Source organism: Chryseobacterium jejuense (assembly GCF_017877355.1).
Classification (GTDB): Bacteria; Bacteroidota; Bacteroidia; order Flavobacteriales; family Weeksellaceae; genus Chryseobacterium; species Chryseobacterium jejuense_A.
On sequence record NZ_JAGIPR010000003.1, the window covers coordinates 106,567 to 130,879 of the forward strand.

General features: G+C 36.2%; 8 protein-coding genes. All 8 read left to right on the forward strand.

What is annotated here, in order from left to right; translation table 11 throughout:
* The first annotated feature begins 533 nt into the window (after positions 1-533).
* A complete protein-coding gene (locus J2772_RS07715) occupies positions 534-1,040 on the forward strand; it encodes a M15 family metallopeptidase (RefSeq protein WP_209915341.1) in 507 nt (168 codons plus the stop codon).
* Between the two features lie 331 nt (positions 1,041-1,371).
* Positions 1,372-3,558 (forward strand): hypothetical protein, encoded by a 2,187-nt coding sequence (locus tag J2772_RS07720; RefSeq protein ID WP_209915343.1) that lies wholly within the window; start codon positions 1,372-1,374, stop codon positions 3,556-3,558.
* Entirely contained in the window at positions 3,546-6,728 is a 3,183-nt protein-coding gene (locus J2772_RS07725; RefSeq protein WP_209915345.1) for a hypothetical protein, read from the forward strand. Before J2772_RS07720 ends, J2772_RS07725 begins: the two co-directional genes overlap by 13 nt.
* A gap of 11 nt (positions 6,729-6,739) precedes the next feature.
* A complete protein-coding gene (locus J2772_RS07730) occupies positions 6,740-7,366 on the forward strand; it encodes a hypothetical protein (protein ID WP_209915347.1) in 627 nt (208 codons plus the stop codon).
* Between the two features lie 208 nt (positions 7,367-7,574).
* On the forward strand, positions 7,575-14,471 hold the full coding sequence (locus J2772_RS07735) for a hypothetical protein (protein WP_209915349.1): 6,897 nt from the start codon (positions 7,575-7,577) through the stop codon (positions 14,469-14,471).
* An 11-nt stretch (positions 14,472-14,482) separates the two neighbouring features.
* Positions 14,483-20,740, forward strand: a complete 6,258-nt coding sequence (locus J2772_RS07740) for a hypothetical protein (protein ID WP_209915351.1) — start codon at positions 14,483-14,485, stop codon at positions 20,738-20,740.
* A gap of 85 nt (positions 20,741-20,825) precedes the next feature.
* Positions 20,826-22,496, forward strand: a complete 1,671-nt coding sequence (locus tag J2772_RS07745) for a hypothetical protein (protein ID WP_209915353.1) — start codon at positions 20,826-20,828, stop codon at positions 22,494-22,496.
* Between the two features lie 65 nt (positions 22,497-22,561).
* Positions 22,562-24,313, forward strand: a complete 1,752-nt coding sequence (locus tag J2772_RS07750) for a hypothetical protein (protein ID WP_209915355.1) — start codon at positions 22,562-22,564, stop codon at positions 24,311-24,313.

Consider the following 24,313-nt stretch of genomic DNA (forward strand, 5'->3'; position numbering starts at 1 on the left):
CTGAATATTTTTCTTTGCGTTTTAATAAAAATGACTTCTAAAAAATAGAACTGTTTCTGGAAAATTATACTTTAATTCAGAGAAATGAAATATCAGTTCACTTTTTTTCTCCTCGGTTTCATTAGGCTTTTGTTTATCCCTTATCATACTTAATCTTCTATAGGTCTATCTTTCAAACTACTTGTAAGGAATATGAGAGCCTGTGGGGAGTAGACTAGTATAATGAATCCCCAGTAACAGCTAGAAATGTGGTTGATGAATCTGTTAGAAAATCGGAAAAAAAATATAATGCGTCAAGTTTTGACGTTGAGGGCCTATACTTTTGTTTCAGAATTAAACAACGAACTATAAATGACTGTACACTTGCTTATCCCAATGATATTTACTATTTCCAACCTATCTGATGATTCATGCCTGGCAGTAAATAAATTTCATATTTTTTAATTATACAAAATAACACGTCAAGTTTTGGCGTCAGCCTGAAATAGCTTTGCTTAAGAATCAAACACCAAATCACAAAATAGTAATCATCCATGGATAAACCAAGTGAAAACAGAATAAGAAATCTCCATCCATTGGTAAGGCAAGAAGTCACACAAATTGTAAAAGAATGTGATGAAGCCCTTACCGGGAGAGCAAGAGTGAGGATTACCCAGGGGTTAAGATCCTTTAAAGACCAAGATGCATTATATGCGCAGGGAAGAACAAAAGCCGGAAAAAAAGTCACCAATGCCAAAGCCGGACAAAGCATTCACAATTACGGATTAGCGGTAGATATCTGCCTGATTATCGACGGAAAAGTAGCAAGCTGGGATACTGCGAAAGACTGGGATAATGATGGCGTAGCCGACTGGTACGAATGTGTAAAGATCTTTGCAAGACACGGCTGGGACTGGGGCGGAAACTGGAAAACCTTTAAAGACCTGCCACATTTTGAACGAAGCTCCATCTGGAAAGGCGAGCGAAAGATCAAAGCATCCTGGAGAAACTTACAAAATTTACCAAAAGATAAAGACGGATATGTAGTTTTCACCAAATAATCCCGGGATTATTTCACCGTGAAAATCAATAATGCAATCAACCGGAATGATTGTACAGGAAGGGGTTTGTCTTTACCGGAAAAAAAATAGACCTCTTCTTATTGAACAGTGGGTAAAATCTGAAAAAATTCTGAATAATAAAACTATTGAAGCAGCTAAGATACATGAAGAAAAATCATATTGCCTTTTTTAGGAAACATTACTTAAAAAGCAGCCAGGCTTAGTATTCTTAAAGCCCTTATTGACCTTAATGATTCAGAATGTTTTTCAGTTTTTAGGAGACTGATCATTACCACCGTCTTATCTTTTATTAACACCAAAAATCACAAAAATGCCACAAAATATTCCATCGGGAAGCTTATCAACAGCTCTCGACAGCAAAGGGCTTAACGTACGGCCAGATCTGTTGCCGGAGTCTTTCTTTTTCCTGGAAAAAGGAAAAACGTTCTCGCAGAGCCCAGCCGAAAAATTTGGAGCCAATGGTACCGTATTCAGGACCACTTCCAAAATAAACGGTTATACTGGCAAAGTATATACTATTTGCCAGGGACAGGTATTTTTACAACCTTGTGGAGATGGCTCCACTAAAGTAAATGCGATCCTGAAGCCTTTTAATCAACCGATTAAAGGACTGGCGATCAAATATATCGTATACAGAGGGCTGAACAGATCAGATTTCTTCCAAGGTGATCTGATCACATCAGGAACACCAACAGCCTTTGTAGACATTATCAAAAAAGAGTTCACAGGTCTTTATAATATGTTGGGAATTACTGTGCCTCCGTTTACCGCTCAACATATCGGATATCCGTCAGGAACTTCTCAGTCACCAGATGATCTTATTGATGACTATTTCCTTAAGATTTCTAAAGTTCAGACTACTGGAACTACAACTACTGAAGTAGATACAAAGAAAGCTTTTGAACTGCCGATGATCCCAAGAGGAACCCATCTTGGAAATGTTACAGGAAGTGTAGGAATTGATATCGTATTGAACGAGGGAGATTATACAGTAGCGAACGATCCCAGCCCATTTCAGTTGAATCTGGCTTTTGCCCGAAGTGCTGACCACGTTTTAGATCAGGCTATTGGAAATACTGCTTTTAAAAAGAAGCTGATCAGAGAAACAGCCACTCAGTTCTTAGATATTGCAGCGTTTTATGGTTTACATACGCAGGGAAAAGGGAAGATTCATATGAGTGATAATTCTGTTCTGCAAACGGTAGAAGAAATTGCCAGTCAGATTTCAGGCTTTAAAACAGCCGATACAACCTATCTGTACATCCAGGGCAGCAGACAAAGATCCTATAATTTCTATGGAAATCAGAACCTGGAAGGAAGTACCCAGAATATTAAAATTGGATCAACCACTGCGAACCTTTCCTTAGAGCAGTTCGAAGCAGGCTGGCCGGTAAAAGAGCTGGTTGCACAGCCATCATTGGTAGTTCAGCTTACAACCGATAATAACGATGCTGCTGCCATGTACGTAAAACAAGGTGTTTTACATGCAGATACAGCCAATGAAGATTATTTTATCAGAGGTAAAAACTTATTGCAGGAAGAAGGAAATGGAGCAGATACCAATTTTACGAAGCCTATTACTTTCAGATTAGATAAAACAAATGCCGGTAAAACGGTTGCTTCTTTTATACAGTTGATTTATGAAGGAAAGACAGTGAAAATTACTTCTGAAACTCCTGGTCCAAATCCGGGTGATCCTGCTATAAGCACAAGTTATGATTTGAAAGACATTGATGACATCTTTGGATTGATTAATGTGACCCCTAAAGTTCAGTCTAAAGGTGGAAATGAGCTTACCTATATTATTGATCAGAACCTGTTGCTTATAGATTTTGAAAGCAAATCAGGAGTGAAAGACATTGCAACAGTGACTACAAAGAAGGTAGAGGATCTTATCATGAAAAATGATACAGACAGTTTGAAGAGAGTTACTTATGAGACGTTGCTGAATAATGTAAGACAAAATGCAGGAGGATATTTTGAAAGCAGAACTGCATATTTAGATAATTCTAATAGTGGAACTGTAACTTATAATGACAAAAGAAATAATTTTTATCAATCAGAAAAACCATATTATTTAAAAACGGAAATTTTTACAGATACAGAAGGAAATACAATTACAGGTTTATCTCTACAAGTTTCGGGAGGTGGTTTACCAAGCAAAAAAATATTGGGTATTACGAATGATGAAAATTTGAAATTGATTACGAAAATTGAAGACAATCATATTAATAATCCAAAATTTTACTTCAAGAATGATCTGGATGGTGGTGAAAAATATTTTACATCTTCAGAAGGTATTACATATAAAAGATACAGTTTATCTATACTGGGAGAAGATCAGGAGGGAAAACTAATTATAGTATTTCCTGATAAAGAAATTTTTGTAACGACTACTGATAATTTGGTTTTTGCTTCTAATGATTATTCGAAGTGGCTGCCTGAATTGAATTATAATGATTTTAAAATAATTACCGGAGCAATATGGACGCAGTAATAAGAAAAGATGGTATAGTAGTTAGGCTTGAAGGAATTAAAAATCCTATTCCAGATTCTGGTGGATATCTGATTGGATTTCATTCAGAAAGTGGTATTTACTTTCATTATACAGACGAAGGTAATTATGCTAACTACAAAGAATACGTAGAATATAGAAACCAGACAAGAGACCTTAAAAATGTAGAAATTTTTAATAGTTGGAGAATTGCACAAAAGGGAGATTTCATAAAAATAAGAAAAAGAGAAATTTTATATGTTTCTGCTGATTATAATAACCATGCTAATGATAATAAATACAAATGGTTAGAGTGTGAAAAAACTTATTCAGGAGAAAGCTATTCCCCAAATGGAATTCCAACAGCAGGATTTCAAATTAAATCAGAACTTGCAAACGAAGCATATTTCGGAGCTAATTCTACAGCATTAGCATATTTTAAATTAAATATCGTAATGGCTTCAGTTACCAATTCTGAACCTATTATAAATAAAAAATTAATTGAAACAATTGCTAATATTACACAGTTAATAAAGAATATTGGAGATAGTGTTTTTAAAGCTTTTATAGAAATTGATATAAATAATCCTTTAATTAAAGATGTTTTTATAAATATCAAAAATAGACAGGACATATTTTGGAGAAATGTATTTGTAAATGTAGCGGGGAATCATACACTAAAAGAGTTATTGGAAATTTACACTAAAAATTATGTAATTTTAGATCAATACTATGATCAATATTGTAATTTCAGAAACTTCATATTAAATCATAGTGATCCCAACAACTCAAAAGCTGAGGATATCGAAAAGCTTATCCATATAGCAATCCCTTTTAGTCCTGTAGTACTTCAGCTAATTCCTGCGGACTTAAAAATTAAGATTCTCAAATATCTTTGCAGTAAAAAATATATTAATAATTTTAGAAATGCTCTAAGTAATGAGAATAACAATAGTCCAATTCATATTGGTGGATTATTTGCCAATGGTAGAACGTTTAGTGGGGAAGTTCTAGAACAATTTATAGTGAACTTGGTTTATTCTGTAAAAGATACTGAGGTAGATGAGTTTTTGGATAAAATGTTAAATACCTTAGAAGATGGACTTATTTTTAAAGAGAAGAAAACATTATATGAAGTAATTTATGAGAACCTTAGCCAGAGTTATAATATTTCGGTTGGATTACTAGAATTTTCCAATGTCATTTTTAAAACTAATTTTAAACCTACAGAGACTAAAAGTGCTTTCACTCATGCAATCTATGGGCTTTGGTTAAATAGTAAATATAACCCTTATAACTTAGACGGATCATACAAGCAGAATATTTTCTATATAAAATCTTTAAATCCAACTTCTGGTAAACCTGCAAATAGTGATAAATTTTTTGTAGAGGACCATACTACAGCTGTCCCTCCTTCAGTAGTTTATCAATATAGTTATGAGACTGCATATCAGTTGAAGAAAAATAACTCTACAAGTCCTCCATCATTTGAATATCCAATTGATTATCCAGATGCTGCACCTATTACAATGCCTTATACATCAGATAAAAGTATTGGGATCTATTTTGATAATTTTTCATTTAATTTTAAGGAAGGTAAGATAGAAGCTTATCACAAAGATTTACCAACACTTCCAGCAGATATCATAAATAAATATGAGAATGCTTATAAGGACGCATTATTTGGGACGTATCATATTTATCAACCTGTAACATTGATAAATAATAATGTTGAAACAAAAGTACCAATACCAACTTTGTATGGTAATCCAACACAGATTGGAAATGGTTCACTTACCATAAACTCTTTGATTCCAATCTTTGTTTTAAAAATGATAGATGACCTTGGTGATAGAAGTGATGTGGAAACAGTGATTGGCTATATGCTAGATGGGGTTCTTACATTTTCAGGAATTGGAAATGCTTTAAAATTACGACATCTAAGATGGGCTGCTATGGGAGTGGAAACAACAGGATTATTAACAAAGGCCGGACTTAGAGTAGTCTTAGGTGGAATTGAATTTACTTCTGGTGTATTAGGTTTTTTTGCAAATTTTGTAGAATGCAGTACGAATGACGAGTTCTGCATAAATATGAAAAATTATATCATGTTATTGCAGCTAGCTACATTATCTGTTACAGCTGCAGATAATATAACAACATTTGCATTAAAGAATTCTGCAGATAAAATTGTATATAGTGCGGGCGGCTCTAGTGAAGCTGAAATAATTCAGAATGTTAAGAATAAATTAAAGAACCTTCATCCAAATACTGCGGATAGTGTACTTGCAGAAGCTTCGGTAAACATTTATCGAACAACCCAAATGGCGATCCTTCCTACATTTTCTGTTGTAGCGGCGGTCAAAAAATTAATAAATAAAAGAAATTTCATTTTACAAGCAGAATATACAGATGCTATTCTAACTACTTTTATTAATTTCTGCAGAACTGAATTAAGGATAACCGATAATATTTTAATAGAAGACTTTTTAGTGACTGCCAATAGACCTAAAAAGCCTATTTCATATGCTGACTTAAGAAAACAAGTTAATTACTACATAAATGAAGTAGTAAAAAGAGGCTTTCCTGCTGGCTTTCTAAATAAAGCAAATTACAGAGCTTTTTGCCAAGAGTCTAAAAGTTTTTTTATAGAAACATTAAATAATTTAGATGAATCATTTATCGATTTTGAAGAGAAATTTGAATTTTATGTTAAAGGAAGTTCTGTAAGAGCACCGAGGACAATTAATGATCCAAATATAAATAACGTTGAATTACCTACCTGGAGAGCTGATGATATTGATATTGATATTATGTTAGATGCGAATGATTATGATGATTTCCGCAAAGTAATGGAGGAATATATCAAAGACTTAAAGGACAGAAGGATTATAGATGCTGATGATTATGCTTCATTAGCAGCTCATTTAAAGGAAGGTGATTTTATTACCTATCAATTTTTTAAACTGCTCCCAACAGGTAATTCTAATTTTACAAAAGGATTTAGAAATTCATGTCAGCAGTATACTGATTTTATACCAGTTAATGGTGAGGAAAAAATTAACTTTGCAATTGTTAAGAAGAATAAAATAATAAAAAATGAAAGGCAAATCACGGGTAATAAAATCATTGGAAAATATGATATGAAACCCAAATTACCATATATTGATTAAAAGTTATTGTTATGAGTTTAGAAAAAAAATTTTACAACCAATATTTCCAAGAAATTACCGAAAAACAAGCAAGTCAGATAAATGATTTTTATATTAAATATTTGCTTGATGGGAAACTTAAAAAGATTGAAGATATTACTTCTAAGTATTTTATAGGAACATATTATTTAGATGATACTGAAAATCTTCAATCAAAAATACAAGAGTTTTGTGTAGAAGCTGGACAAAGATGGATTTTTCATACAAAAGAATTTTCTTCATTTGGTTATAGTTTATGGAATTGGGTCGATATTGATAATACTGGGGCTATAATATTTAAAGGAAAAAGAGTACTTGATGTAAAAAATAGAGAAATTTTTAATTGTTCTATTGATTTATCAAGTAATCAAATGAGAAGGGCAACAAAAAGGTATTTCAAAGGTGATGATACAGAGCCCATTTTACTGTTTGAATATAATGAGCAAAACAATTTATCATATATATTAGATAGAAAAGATAGTTGGGGGCTTGGAGGAGGATGGCCAATGGATAAAGAAGAGCTTATAATTGTAGATACTAATGTTGGGTTATTTCCATGGGATCAACACCCATATTTTCATTCAGCATTACCTTTTTTACCAACGAGTAATTCTATTTAAGACAAGAAAGATTGATTATTTAGTTATTACTAAGTATATCATATAACTATGATAATAAATTATAAATGCTATTTCTAGCAAGTTGATAAAATAGTCAGCTTATCGGAAAACAGTCAAACCCCACGGGAAATTAAGTAAACCCTACTTAATAAGGCTTTTGTTTGCCTAAACGAAAGCCTTCCACTCACCCAAACACAAAATTATTTTTATGTCAAATCAAACACCGGTAACACACAGGTATTACCCGAGGTTATCCTCTGTGGTTACAAAAGACGACATCCCGGATATTCTGGGATTCTTAAAACCGGGGATTACTAACCTCCTCGATAAAATCTATTATAAAGATTTACAGTATAGTAAAGGGCCGAAAGGAGATTCAGCGTTTTACAGCTTATCTGTCGTTTCCAAGAGAATCGATATTGAAATTCCGGGAACAGGGATTTCATTGGTCCTGAACGGAACAGATGATTCCGCTATCTCCGCATTTCCTATTACCGTTGAATACCAATGGAAGATCCTGGCGTATTTACGCTACTTCAGCTTAGGAAACTTTTCCTTTGAACCTCAGCAGATCTTCGAGGTAGCCCTTAGGGTACTCAACGTAACGGAAGAACAGGCCATCGCGCACTTTGTGAACACATTTGTCTCACCAGCTAATCAGAATGTCACGCCTCTGATGCAGTTTGTGAAGGATATTAATGACTCACATAGTTTGGGACTTACATTACCATCCGATGCTACGACAGTTACAGAAGTCGTACAGGATATTTTTAATAAAACGGCAGGAAAGTATGCTTCATTAGTTGCTTTTGCAACCTACTTGCTTTCCAATGACATGCAGGAGACATCAGAAAAGGTAAAAACCTTCTTCAAAGCTTTAATGCCGCAGGATATTGATGAGTTCATCAAAGAAGTAGCCATTCCGAAATTTAAAGCAACCTTAATGCTGTCGGCAGCGATTGAGTTTCCAAGAAGTATTTTAAAGCCTGTAAACCCATTAAAGCACCCGACTGCTCCTTTGGAAGTCATTGAAGATGAAACTAAAAAAGTAACCCTCAGCTTCGGTGAAGCTTTATTCTATGCGGATACTGAAAAAGGTTTCGGATATAATATGGACCTGGTGCTGAATATGAGTAATCCTGCTCAGATTGGAAACACAGGCTTTATAATCGATATTCACAACCTTAAAATTGACCTCAGCAAAACGGAAAATATTGCTGAAGCCGATGCAGACGGAAGACCCAAGGAATTTATGGGCGTCTATATGGAATACACTGAGATTTTCCTTCCTAAAAAATGGTTTAAAAAGAAAAATCCAGAAGGAAATACCCAACAGACTATCGGTATTTCAGCCAATCATATGCTGATCGGAACCGGAGGGCTTTCAGGAAATATTGCCATTAGGCCTACCTACGCCGTTAAAACTGTTGGAACCGAAACCAAAGTTGTTGATTATTTCAGCAAGTTTTTCTCGCTTGATTATACTAATCTGAAAGTGAAATCCATGAGCAGTTCTAATGAAACGGCTATTCATAACATGGATGAATTGATGACTTTCATGAACGGCCTGGCATCACCTTCTGAGCTTAAGTTTGTTTATCCAATGGGATTAAGAACCGTTGCAGGAGATTACAGGGAATTTCAGAAAGAAGAAGACTATTATAAATTCCTGGCAAGCCTGTCTGTGGACAGTCTTGATGATGATAACCGTACCTTATGGTTTAATCTTGGGAAAGATTCTGAAAAATCATGGGAATTAGGATTCAGCAAATTTGATATTGATTTCCACCAGGGGCAGGTAGTACATTCCTCATTACATGCCGGACTGAAAATCAAAAAATTCAAAGATTATAATGGCCTGGATATGGTCATTGACGTTGTTGGAGAATGGGAAAGTAAAGAAAATTTCAAACTTTCTGCTGCCATTCTGCCTTTTGGTCTGAAAATGAATCTTTTTAACATACTTAACTTTTATTTACAAAGAATAGAAATCGGGAAGAAAAATGATAACTTCTATGTGGAAGCGGATACTAAGATAACCTTCCCTGAAGGATCATTCGGAGAAAGACTTTTAGGAAAAGAAGGAATTGATCTTCCGGCTATCCGTTATTACGCCAACGGTAAATTTGAAATTGCAGGTGGAAGTTCTATTATTCCAACCAACCTTCATCTGAATTTAGGACCGGTACGTATGGCGGTTACAGCCATCCACATGGGAACCATACAGCGAATGTATAAAGGGAATATGCGTACCTATAATTATATCGGATTTGATGGTGGTATTAATATCAATCCATTAGGTCTTGATGTAAGAGGTAATGGGGTAAAATATTATTATACTGCTGATAATGACGAATTCGGTGGAACTAAAGATGATTACTTCCATATTTCAACCTTAGAAGTTGACTTAGTAATTCCTGGAACAGCGAGCGCAAGTGCTGCTGTAGCGATTATAAAAGGTGCTCTTACTATTCCTGAGCCAGGAAAATCCACAGAATATAGAGGAAAAGTTTCTCTTCAGTTGCCGAAAATGAATATTTCCGGTTCTGCTGAAATGGCTTTCGATCCTAAATATCCGGGATTTCTGGTAGATGCAAGCGTTGAACTGCCGTTCGTGATCCCATTAGGTTCATTTGGTATTTTCGGATTCAGAGGACTCATCGGATACCGATATGTAGCCCATAAGGAGGCCATTGGAATGACAGAAAACGATACCTGGTACGATTATTATGTACATCCGCAACGAGGAATTAATACAGATAAATTTATCGGACCTCAGTTTACTCAGAAATATAGTGCACCGTTCTCCTTTGGAGCAGGAGCTTCGCTGGCCACCTTAGATGGACGTCTTGCCTCATTACGGGCAATGGTATTGCTTTCAGTACCAAGTATGTTTGCCATTGATGCCGGATTAACGATCATCAGTGAGCGCCTTGGGCTGACAGAAGATGACCCTAAAGTTCCACCATTCTATGCTTTCGTTATCGTAGGTGACAATTCATTGGAAATTGGAGCAGGTGGTAACTTCCAGCTCAACAAAAATAACGGTTCATTTATTGACATTAAGGCTGAAGTTCAGATGGGCTTCTTTTTTAAAAACCAAAGACCATGGTATGTTAATTTCGGAACAAGGGATAAACCGATCAGGGCCAGTCTGTTTAAAGATTCAGTGAATATTAAAGCAGAGTCTTACCTGATGATTGCCGCCAAGGGAATTGAAGCCGGAGCAAGAGTAGATTTTAACCTGAATCTGATCATTGTAAAAGTCTATGCGGCTATTGAAGTAGGAGCTCATATCAGTTTTGAAAGACCGCAGGTAGGAGGATATATTTATGTGGAAGGAGGAGCAGAGATCAATCTTTTCATTGTAAGTGTTGCCTTATTTATCTCGATCTATTTCAGAGTAGAACTTATATTCCCGTTCCTGATCCTGGCAGAATTCAAATTCGAACTCAAGATTAAGCTGGCAATCTTTAAAATTAAGCTTAAAGTTCATTTAAGTATCAAATGGGAGAAAAGGGAGAATCATGTGGATACAAGCGCTGTACCACCTCTGACCTACGAATCAGATCCACCACATATTGATTATCCGAAAGAAGAAAGATTGAAAAATGCGGTAAAAGGAGTTCACATGTTGACCAATGAGACCTTTGATCTTCCTGTAGTATTGGTTGATCAAGTTCCGACACCAGCAGTTAAGGATCATGAAAAACTGCCTACCATTCCATTGGATACCTATATTGATATTAAAGTTGAAAAAGGACTTATCCCAACGACGGGGGCAGGTGAGAAAATTGGAGGACATACCAGCGGAGCAACTGAATTTACAGATCTTATCCCACCTCAGAAAACGCAGCCGGGAGGCCACGTACTTCGTCAGGTGAAACATCAGTACTCCATTGAAGATGTTGAGATTAAAATTCTTAATAAACAAGGTGTCTGGAATAAGTACAATCCTTACAAGGCTGTATTAACTAAAGCTGAAGCAGACACTATCGGTAACCTTAATAAATTTAAATTAGGATTCTGGCAGAAAACCAATGATAAGTATGATACCATCAGGATTTTGGCATCTACACCATTCTCATTCTTAGATTCTGCACAGCCGGGATGGTTTATTCCTGAACAATACGGAATTACAGCTTCATCACTATTCTGTACGAAAACAGAAAAAGTATGGCATGAGTCTGATGTAAAAGACAAAACGGTAGGAACTGTATATTATCCACCGGCAGGAGCGCCTTATAATTTCATTAACGGAGCGTATTACAACCTTTTAGGAACAGTATCGGATGCTACGGATTATATGATGGTTTCCAATGCGTCCAACCCGCATAATTTCTCTAAATCTTTAAAGATTACCAATGGAAATACAATGGTTGTTTTGCTTCCTGAAGCATCTGCAAGTACAGAATTATTTCTTTCTACAACGGCTAGTTCAGTGAGGGTCAGATATTATAAAGATGTATTCTCGACTGGTATTTATCAGAATTATGCGCTGATTGAAGAAGTAACCAAAACTAAAGCAGAACTGGCATCAAAACTGGTTTATGAAGCAGCTGATCATGCAGGCCAATATGTAAGTAAGATTGAAATTATTCCATACAATGCCAACCAGCAGGAGATTGATAATATCAATGCACAAATTGACCAGATCTGGGCCAATGCAACAGCCAATACAACAGGTGAGGTAACCAGCGTTGTCCTTTCACCAGAACAACAGGCTGAATATGACAAACTTGTTGAACAGCTAAAAAAACTGAAAGACGGAGGATGTACTTCTTCTCAATGCAAAGAGCTTGATTTCAATGTGATGCATGTTGAAGATGGATATAATGGATTATTTGGAAATGGAATTGTGAACTTTAGCATGTCTAATGTAGCCACCAAGTGGGCAGATTATGAAACGCAGTATATGATGATAACAGGAGGAAATACTCCGCCATTTGTTGATTTTAATACTCATTCTGTAATCTTCTTATTTTTACCTTATGGTCCTACTAACCAGTTTATTAAATATAATAGCGTAGTCACAAAAATTTCAGAAAAAGCTGATGGTATTGATATCTGTTATTCAAGTGATTATCCAAAAGAAACAATCAATAAGGTAGCGATCATTAAGGTGGGCAAGACCACAGAAAAACCTCTTAATCTGAAGTTTACTCCTGATTGTGGCTGTGATTCTAAAGCAGAGCCTTGTACAAAAGATACAAAACTTTGTGATTTCCTTACCGGGCTTATGTATAATCTTAACCAATGTATTGTTTATCAGGGAGTAGATGAAGTAACTCAATTAAGATACAGTTCAAAATGTTTCTTCATGTTCATTGATGCCATCTACCAGTTTGATAAAGAGTTTCCACAATATAACCTGATCCAGGGAGCAGGATATGTAAGAGACCTTGTAGAGAAGCTGAGAAGCTATCTGAATACTGAAGGTGCTAAAATGTCTGTAGCGGTACAATTAACAAAAGATATTCATGACATCATTTTCAAGCTAGGAAACTGTGGTTGTAATGATGATGACGATAATGGAAATGGTAACCTAACCAGCCTTTGTCATACTTTATTCCATCAGGTGAGATGGGTGACGGCTGAAGATTACGAATATCAGCAGACCATCCCGTCACAAGATGCTGTAACAGAAGATATGAAGCTGATGCAGGAGGCTATGAGCAAAGTGGTACAACCGGTTTGGAGACCAAACAGTGTATACTACATCAATCTTAAACTGAAAGATAATGTAAATGGAGATACACCACATATCATTAACTATTACTTTGCCTTTAAAACAGCAGGACCTATCGGGCACTTTGAGAAGAAAAATGAAGACTACATTGAAAAGCTTACAGATGCTGATGGAAATCCGATTGATAAGAAGAAAAATATAGATGAATATCCAATTACTTCTCTGAAATCATATATCGATATGAAAAAATCATATCCTAATGTAGACGGAGATCTTCTGATGGCAAAACCATTATTCTATGGAAATGAGCAGAGTAAAATAGTACTTTCCTTTACTAAGCCTTATATCTATAATATGCTTAAAACATGGGCGGCTCATAATGATAGTGAAATAGATATTAAAGAGCTTAAAGGAAGTATCAATATCGCAATCAAAGATCCTATAACGGGTATTAGTATTCCGTATCCATTGCCTCCTACATGGACAAAGCATGAAACAATACCGGTAACTAAAGAAAGCTGGGCAGAAGACGATCCTAATTTACCATTAGGAGTTCAGCAGATGCTTAACTATGTGAATCATGTTAATCAGCAGAACACAGGTATGGCTTGTAGCATTAATCTTGGAAAACCAGTTACACCAAAAGCATATAAGTATTCAGTGGAATTGGAAGACCTAAGTCCTGAAAAATTATACACAGCTATTATCTACAATGCCTTTGACGATGATGGAGACGGGGATTTTAAACCACAGCCTACACCAGTAGCAGAAGATCCTTACAAAGTATATGAAGAAAACCAGAAGATCCATGAATTTGTATTCAGAACTTCAAGATACAAGGACTTTAAAGAGCAGGTAGAAAGTTATAAGCTGAAAGAATACAATGATAAAAACGAAGTGATAGGACAGAAGGATGCTATCTATGAAGTGAAAGCTGATCTTAAGCCACAGCAGCTTAATGACCTCTATATCTTAGCTTCAGAAGGTACTGAAAATCCAAACTTAAAAGGGCTTGCCAATACCTATTCAGAAGTATTTGACCGTGCTTTTGAAGGAGTGATGGGATTAAAACCATTAAATCCTCCTACCCATACAGAATTTGTTAAAATAGTTAATACCAATAATGATGTAGTGGCCTTACTCATAAGGAATCCGGAACCATTCAATGATCCGAGAATTCCATTGAAAGAGGTGAAAAAATGTCTTAAAGTTCCTGATGCTTTAGGTAATCATATTGAAGATTTCCAACTCATCTATGCTAAAGATTATTCTCAGATTTTAGTCGTGCATAAGAGCAATAAGATCAAAGATCTAAAATTAAAACTGCAGTTTATCTATAAATATTGGGATGGATCAGCTTACACGGAATTTCCGGGAAGCGGAGTAACAATCAACGAATTAAAACTAAACAATTAATTAAATCTAAAATGAGTTTTTTAAAAAATCATAATTATATAAGTTCCAAAGGATTAATCAATTCTTCTACGAAAAGCCAGGGAAATGTAATGCAGGTAGGAAATATTGATTCAGTCGGACTGATTACAGTTCTTGACGAAAGCGGTAACCTGAAATGGAACAGAGCTTTTAAATCTCCTCAAGGAGGATATACTACTTTTGTTAAGGTAATGCCATTCAAAAACGGGGATTTTGCCGTGGTGGGAGTAACCTCCTATAAAACTCCTGTTGTGATGAGAATCAAAGGAAATGGAGATGTAGTATGGTGTAAAGTTTTTCAGTCGATTGAAACTGACGAAAGACGCATTTTTGCTGATATTTTTGCTGATTCAATGGTTTATCTTACTTTTTATAACGTAAATGCAAAGATCAGTGGAACTTTTTTATTAAACGGCTGGGAAGGAAAAGTCGAGTCAAGAACAGATATTATTAATAACGGTACTCCAGGGGCAACCCTGGAAGTAACCGGAATCAGTACCTTTAGTGAAATTGTTCATATCAGTGCTAATGAGACCCTGAATGGAGTAACACGCGGTGTATCTTTCTATGGACAGGTAAATGAACCGGTACTTACTGCTCAATATCCCTCTGTGAATAATATTCCTGTTGTATTAAACGGAGTTTACTGCCGCCCGAACCAACAAGGTGGCTATGAATTGCATTGGGGTGGTAAAATTAATAAAACACCTGTTCTGTTAACACCTGATGACAAAGCATTTTTATTTAAAGACTGGGATTCTCAATCCGTAAAATTTATCCATGGTAAAGATTTTTTCTATGCAACTACGGGTGCAGGTTATAACTTCTGCTATTCTGATTATAATTATACACCTGTATGGACACAGCAGTCATTAATCAAAGGTTTTTATATTGATCAGGTTGTAGGAAATGAGGTGACAGTACGAGGAACACAAGCTTCCGATTTTACAGGACTTGTTAGCACAGGAATTAATACTTGTTTTACCTCACCTGCCAATAATATCAATTTATCATTAGAAGGTTATAAGTTCACAGATGCACCTTATATTTCCAACAAAGTAGATTTCAAGGAAGAAGATCTTAATTTTGATATCATCACTAAGCCTTATGCTAATGAAAATGCATGTGGTAACAATGGAGGTGACGGAACAGAGATTACTTTTAATGAGTTTTCAGGACTACAGACGCCTAATTTCTACCTTCAGGCTGCAGGATCCAAAGGAGAAGACAGTACAAAAGGAATTCACCTGAGATGGGGATTCGGAGGTGAATTGGGAGAGAACCACCTTCCTAAAGGGAAACTGACAGACAACAAGAATAACTTCAATAAGCCAAATGATTTTGTAAAAGTATACAGAACCCTGTATGAGAAGAAAATCTTCAGTCTGGAGTTTACACAAGCTCCCCAGCTTATTGACGAAAGTAAGAAAATGTGGGTATATAAGTTTAATAATGATAGTAGAATTTTTTATGTCTATTTCAAAAATAAAACAAAATATGCACAGGTAAGACAATCGGTAAATCCGATGGTTGATCCTCTTAAATTCATGCAGCAATATGGTAATGAAATTGTAGAAGTTCTTTGTAAATCGGATATTTTCTTTGCTGCTGAGTTACAAGTGGAAAACCAACAGCAAGATTCATATGTGGAGTTGGAGGCACTTTCAGTAGCAGATCAGAATAACTTGTCCCAACAGCAACTTTCTTATAGAGCAACACCTTATAGTAGTGAGCTTGCTAATACTTATTTTAATACTGAGAATGGGAAGACGTTGCGTTTCAGACCTACCAATTGTCTTGTTACCAGAATTAATTTTGAGCTCTATTCAGACTTCATCATCAGCCGAAATCAGGCAAATGCATGGAAATTAATGGGAGAATTCTCTCTGACCGATGAGAGAGACACTGCCTTTGAGAGGTTAGATCCTTTGCCTAATGATAACCCTGTTCATGGTGCTTGGTTGAGATACAATGATGGAGCGTATGTAAATACAGAAAATTATCGTATGAAATGGGAACATGCTTCTACCGGTCCTTTAGACAGAGACATTCAGACTGTAGTTAAAAGATATGTAGAGCTAAGTAATGATCAGCCGAATCCAAAAGCTAATGAAACCATTTCAATTAACCTTTCTCCTACCGGTTCACAACAGGTAGTTGATATTAGCACGAATCTTCCTCAGGATGGAGATATGCAGGTCTCCAACCTGGATATTCTGAATATTGCCGCCTTGGATTACCACGTAGCAAGAATGCTGGGATTGGGATATCTTGATATCAAGGACGAAGTTTTCGGAAACCAGTATATTTATATCACAGAATATTATACCAATAAAAATCTGGATATTAATTCGGATGATAAGACTTATCAGTTGCTTTCAATGTCTCTTCCTGTTTCTACAGAAATTGAAAGACTTTCATTGCCTGTAAAGCTGATGAAACTGAATAAAGGGATGGATTCTAATAATCCGCAGTCTGCCGGTTTATATGATGCTGAAGGATATTCTTATAATGGAAAATACCGTTACATCAGTATTTATAATCAGCAGGTTCCTGAACTTGAAGTAAACCCAGTATTTATGGGGGAATATGAGAATTTTGATGCATCTTCATTCACATTCCCTGTATATGCCGGTCTTGAATACCGCGTTGTAGAACCTGGAAAAACAGATGACTATATCTGGATCAAACCGGAACTATGCCATGATACCAAATATTGGAATGTGGATGCTTCACCTAACAGTGCTAATTCTCAGGAAACACAGCCTATACAGATTCCGGATACCTATGCGCCATTGTATATGCATAAGCAGGATAAAAGTGGAACGTATTTTTATAAAGGATATGGAATCAACTGGTTCTCAAGAGCGCAGATTGGAGGAGAAGAACTGTCAATTGAAACCAAGATTAAACCGAACAACAGGTTATTACCTCCAACGGCAACAACAGCTTTCCTTATCCAGAAAGAATATCCTGTAACCCTTACTTCTCAGGGAGAGCAGGATCGTAGAAATGCAATCTCAAATTCGGATAAAACATTGGTAAGGCTTGGTTTTGACCATCATATCTATCAGGATGAAATTGTATATCCTATTTCATTTGACTCTACGCAGCCAGATGATTACTATCTGAATCCGGATACCATTTTTCCGGATGATAAAGAAGTAATGGCTGATGAAGTGGAGATCTTCTATAGAAATTATACCATGAGAGAGATTTCTGCGAAGGTATCCAGTATCAATCATCATCCGAATAATCAGCTTTTAGCGGAGATTAAAACTGTAGATTATACCCTGCCAAGTTCAGGAGGAACTATTGCTCCGGGATCGAGTATGCCTGCACAACCTTCAATTCCGTTAAATATTTTAAAATCGGAAATTCCGGCAGGAACTACCATTAATGATTTTATTGGGGGAATTTTCTTATTGGATGGCGAAAGTTATATCATTAACGGCATCGAAGTACAACCTTCAGGACTGAAATTTACAGTGTTTAAAAAAGCACCAAGTGCAGCTATTATTTCAGGTACCTCACCAGTAATTGATCAGAGCAGTCTGGTACTTCCTACATTCAGTCCTGGAACTGAAGGATTATTCAGTGCTACTGAAAATATGCAGAATATGCCAACCTGGGGACCGAAAAATCCTAACTCGTTGAAAGTAAAGATTGGAACCAATGATTGGGGAATCCACAGAGAGATTATTCATACACAGCAATCGGATGGATCTGTTCAGAGATTCCTTGAAAAGAGTAGAGGATTCTGGAAAAATGCAAAAATGGAACTGCATTTCGAATTATTAGACAAATATCAGAATAAAAAAGGTGAGGTTATTGATAATCCGGCTAATAGCCGTAAGGTTCACAGGGGAGTGTATAGAATTACATTCCCGGGATTCCAGCTTGCACAACATTCCCAGTATTTACCGAATGCCAATTCTGTAGAATGGTTGAATGGTATTGTGAGGTTGTTCACCGTAGAAAACTATAATAATGGAGTTCCTAAAGAATCCAGATCTATTTTTAAAGTGGTGAAAACTGAAAATATCAACACCAACCAGGATCTTGTGCTTTATATCTATGATGAGAATTTCAGAATCCTGGAAGATGATACTACACATCTGCCGATTTTCAATTTTGAACCTAGTCCGGAAGATCCCGTTATGGATCCGGTACCGCTTCCTACTGATCCTATTATGGGGAAAAATATCCTTGTCAATTACTATCCTTCTTACAGGGTATATCTGTATAAGAATGTGGCCAATAACTTAATTGAAGATGCTATTTTACCTCCTGAAAATGAAGATGTAAGATACTCGATCTTTGGATTTAAGAGTGTAGATCATGATAATGTAGATATGCAGGGAGCGCAATACAAATCTAAATTCAGTGTTCCAGCAGTGATGTTTGCCAATAGAGTTGTAGACCCTAAGCCCCCAAGAAAGCCAAAAGGTTCTAAATATGCAACCAGACCGGATAAATTCGGAAAGTCAACATATAGCTTTATTACGGAATATGACCATAAACCATATTCAGTACAGTTTTTCAGAGCGAATAATGCCGTATTGTTAGCTTCTTTATATGAACCGTTAAAAATTGAGGAAATTAAAAACAACCTTAATGCTCTTGGTGGTAATGATGAAGAGTTTTTTACTGATAGATGGATGGATTTTGTGGATTTTGATATGCTTCTTAATACAACTAAAACAGGATTTGAAGCATTTCCACCAGACAGTCCTGTAAAATTTGCCATGCCACTTCCGAACAGTAAAATATTATTTGAAGCAATTAATTATTTTATTGAAAATCATAACGAACATTTTGGACTACAAGTAGGACAAAGTGGATATGCTAAGCTATTGGATGGAACAAAGTGGAAAAATGGAGAGTATCCAATTAACTATCGTGTGATTGAGGCAGTTCCAAATAAGTTTGATGAATTACGTTTCGGACATTTTATTAAAGAAGCGATTATTAACTGCTTCCTGCCGCTTACAGAAGTTCCTATTATTTATCAGCAGATTCATAATTTTGATTTCAATGATCTGGCAGGGCACAGACCTAAAAATAAAAAACAGAATATTAGGGATGCTTCAGGGTATTTACTGCCTACTACTCATACGGATTTTGATATGGCTCCAATGGCAGCTATATACAGCCAAGGTCAGGGAGGAACTGCTCATTCAACACTGTTTACCGATTTTACACTTGATGGGGCTTCGGATAACTTCTACTTCTATGGAGTAAGAGAATTAGGAAATCAATTACAGATGGGAGAGTTCAGTAAATTCCAGGGACCTATTAAACTGGTTAATACCAATCCGGCTGAACCACCAAAGATTTTAAGCTTACTTCCAATAGTAGATAATGCTACATTGGGAATTCCTGCCAAAGTAAGGATTGAAGTGAACTCTTACACTGATGTACACAAGATCAATGAAATTTCTATTTACAGGGCAACCAATAAGCTGGATGCAGATTCCATATTAAGTATGAAGCACATTAAAACAGTGAAAATTGCTGATGTGGAAGTGAATCCTGAAAACGGATCATGGACGGTGTATGATGAATTTGAAGATTTGGATGAAAAACCTTATGGTGACCCGCTGTTCTATCGTATAGTTGCTTCCAGAAAAGTAGAGTATACCACAACAGATTATGACGTATCACCACCTGCTACTAAAACGGTACAGGAGCAGGCTCCATCATTACCTTCAAAAACAACGGTAACTATGTTGGTAGAAAATTATAATCCGCCGGCACCAGTGTTGAAATATCATTCAGAGCCGGTAGATTCGGATGTGATCAATTGGGTGATCCTATCCTGGGATCAGGTTTGTTATAAAGGAAAATACCACCTTTATAAAATGAGCCCAATGGGGAACTGGAAAGAAATTGCCAGAATAGATACAGATGAGAAAGATACTTCAAAAGCAAAACTGTATGTATATGGGAATAATCCGGCAACCAATAAAGAAGAATGGTTCCTTACAGAAACATTTGACATGACCGGAAATGAGTTTTTCCTTCCTGTAGAAAAATTAGGACTGGATCCTATGAAGATTAAAGATGCAGAAGGAAGAGTACTTTATCATCACTTCAAGATGGTATCTCAGAATACATCTAATATGTTCAGTACAGAAGAAAAGATTCTTACGATATACAAAGAAGAAACTTGGACAGATATCGGTGGAATTTCTCATGACGGAACAGACGGAATGATTTTACAGGGAACTTTCATTGTAAGACCCTAATTAACCCATCACATAATTAATAAAGATAAAACAGTTCCTCCTTACCGGTAGGAAAGGGGGAACTGTTTATCAAAAAGAAAAAAATATGGCAAAAAAAACAATTGCAGCTTTAAAAGAATATTTTAAGGTTGGAAAGAGACCAACAGAAAGTCAGTTTAGTGATTTAATTGATAGTTATATCCATATGGATGCTTTTAATCCCAATGCTTATCTGCCACTTTCAGGAGGGAAAATGACAGGTGTTTTAAGTTTGGGGAGTGCTAGTGCAACATGTATTTCTAGGGATTTATCAGATATAACAGCTAATAGCAACTTTTCCAGATATTTTACAAAACTCACAGGCTCTAATGGAGAAATTGACAGTTTTGGATATTATGGAGCAGTAACAAATACCGGTTCGGTAACAATGAATTGGGGATTTATTGGAGGAACTACTTATAATGGGAAAAATGCAATTAGATGGACTTCGGATCAGAGAGTTGCTATAGGAGGAAGTGCTTCAGTAGTTCCTACTACCGGATATGCATTAGATGTAATAGGAAATGCTTATGTAAGAGGAGATGTTACCTTTGCCGGTGGGCTGAATACCTATCAGGGTTCATTACAGGTTCAGCATCTAGGGGTTAATAAACTAAGGGCAGATAGTGCCAATACAATATTATCAGGTGCATCCAGTAGTGCTACAAGTGGAATATTTTTAAGACCTGCGGGAGACACAGTAGGAACCGGTCAAATAATTATTAGCACAAACGGAACTCAGTATGTAGATAATTACAATTTACTTTTTGGATCTCAAGTAGCAGCAGGATCATCCATTTTTCATACCAATATTTCAGGAGCTAATACCCCTGGTTATGGGATATGGATGGGACATAATCTTCAGTTTAACGGAACAGATTTTATTCAGCCAAGAGGTAGTTTAAATTCCTGGGCTTTTACAGTCAATAATCACAAAGGTTTTTCATTTAACAAGGCGAATAGCAGTACAGTAAATGGTTCTGCGGTTTCCCTTATTGAACTGGTAAAGATATCAGGAGCAGGAGTGATCAGTACACTAAATAATGGAAGCTCAGACCAATGGAATACAGCTTACAGCTGGGGAAATCACGCAGGAAAATACTTGCCCATAAATTATGCTACTCCTGTTAATGCATTGCCTTATCAAAATGATATGTTAGCAGTGCCAGTAGGAACTTATGCAGCAACAGTGAGCACTGGGGCTGTTAACCTGCCTTTTACACAAGCTGGAGGATTGATCTCTTTTGGTAATACAGCTGTTTCAACAAGATTACTCGGAGCCAGAGATAATTCAGATAATCTATGGTTTCAATCCGGTGATGGTAAAGGAGCATGGAGACAAATTGCATCAAGAGATTGGGTTATTGCCCAGCTAAATTCGGTATCCAGAGCCAAAATGTCATCAGATGAAGTATCCTTCGCACAAGCCAGAGAAAATAATCTATCCATTAAAAAAGAATATGAAATTGATTCAGCCTTTTATCTGGAAGTAAACGATGAAACACAGTTTATTACTGTTACAGGAAATCAGTCGTCTGATATGATCTGTAATATAGCAGAATCATATTCTCAACAGGAATTTAAAATCATCAACCTGTCAGCATCTTCTTTGATCAACCTTCAATTAAAAGGAAACTCAACTGTGGTGGTAGAGCCAATGGAATATATAAAAATCTATATCACTCAAGACTTGAAGGTAATAAATCTGGGTAAGTTTCCCTTAGAAGTTCTGGCTTAAATAAACTAAATATTTCCTGTTAAGCCAATAACAGGAAATAATAATCATCAAAAAAATAACAATTTATGGCAAAAAAAACAATTGCAGCTTTAAAAGAATATTTTAAGGTTGGAAAGAGACCAACAGAAAGTCAGTTTGGAGATTTAATTGACAGTTATGTTCATTTAGATGAATCATCAGAATATTCAACGATAGTAGAGTTTCCTGCCAATTATCAGGTAGGGGATTATGTGGAGTTTTTACAATTTGAACCATCAAGTGCAGGTGCAGGCGGATTTTTCGAAGTTTCTGTTGCATACACTAGAAATAATACAGCTAGTGCAGCTACTCATATTGCTGCCGTATCTCATGCGAATCCGGATGTATGGAAAGAATGTGGTACAGTGAACAAGAATAATTATGTAGACGATCCGGAAAATAATAATCTTACGATTGATATCAATGGAGGAGTGTGTAGATTTCGTTTAAGAGCTGTTCATACTTATGGAGATCCGAATCAAACGTTAAAAGTTTTTGTTAAAATCAGATCTGTTAATAAAAATGATAATTGGATCGTATTAAATAACAGAGGTAATAGTATTGCCTCTGTTCCTATCCAGCCAATGACTAATGAATGGAATTTATGGGTAGGAAGCTTGAGATCAAGTGAAAATGCTAAAATTGGATTAAAAGTTAATATTGACGGGAATGTAGGAATGGGAACTGAAGTTCCCAAAGGTAAACTGGATGTCAGAGGAACTATTTATGCAGGACATGGAGACGGTACGCAAGGGAATAATGCAATGGCTATCCGTTATGAAGATGGCTCGGTAAATAACTGGGGGTCATTAAGAAGCAGTGCCGAAACTTATATGAGTTTTGGAGTTAGAGCTGATCCTTATGCAGGATTAAAATGGGTGTCAACCAGTGGTGCTTTTCCTCGCTCTAATACAGCAGTAGTTACAGGAAGTGAAGGAATTAAATTTTTGAGTTCAAGCCATCAGCAGACCGCTTTAGATCTTCCGGCCAATATGTTTGAGCTTATGAGAATTAGCCCCAATGGAAATATAGGAATTGGTACAGAAAATCCGCAGCATAAACTTGATGTAAGAGGAACAGTTGTATCGCAGGTAGCTAGTAATGAAGGAGGAGCTATCTTTTTACAGAACTCCACAAAAACAACGCCCGATATCGCTCATCAATGGGCAATCTATAATATGACCGGAGGATATGGGAACGGGTTACAGTTTTGGAGCTACTCCGCAGATGGGAATAATTATGGATCCAGAATGGCGATTGCTGATAACGGAAACGTGGGGATCGGAACCGCAAGTCCTCAAGCTAAATTGGATGTTGAAGGAGGAATTAATATTGCTGCTGGATCTCCCATCCAGTTAGCTGGAAGTGCCTCATCTCATGGTTTGAAATATAAAAGATTCAATAGTGATAACTCTTTGCTGGATGGACCTTTTCTTTATGGTTGGACAGGAGGTGCTTTAGGAATTAAGAAGGGGGATATTGAGTTTAATGTATTGAACTGGAAGGAAAATGGCAATGTTGCTATCCAAGGGAAGTTAGAAGCAAAAGACGTAGTAATTACAGCCACTCCCACAGCAGACCATGTTTTTGCAGCAGATTATAACTTAAGAGAAATTGGTGAGCTTGAAAAATTTATTTCTGAAAAAAGCCATCTTCCGGAAATTCCTTCAGCAAAGGAAATGACAGATAATGGATTATCAGTAGGTGATTTTCAAATTAAACTCCTTCAGAAAATTGAAGAATTAACCCTATACATGATCTCCATGAAAAAAGAGATTGATGTTTTAAAAACAAACTAA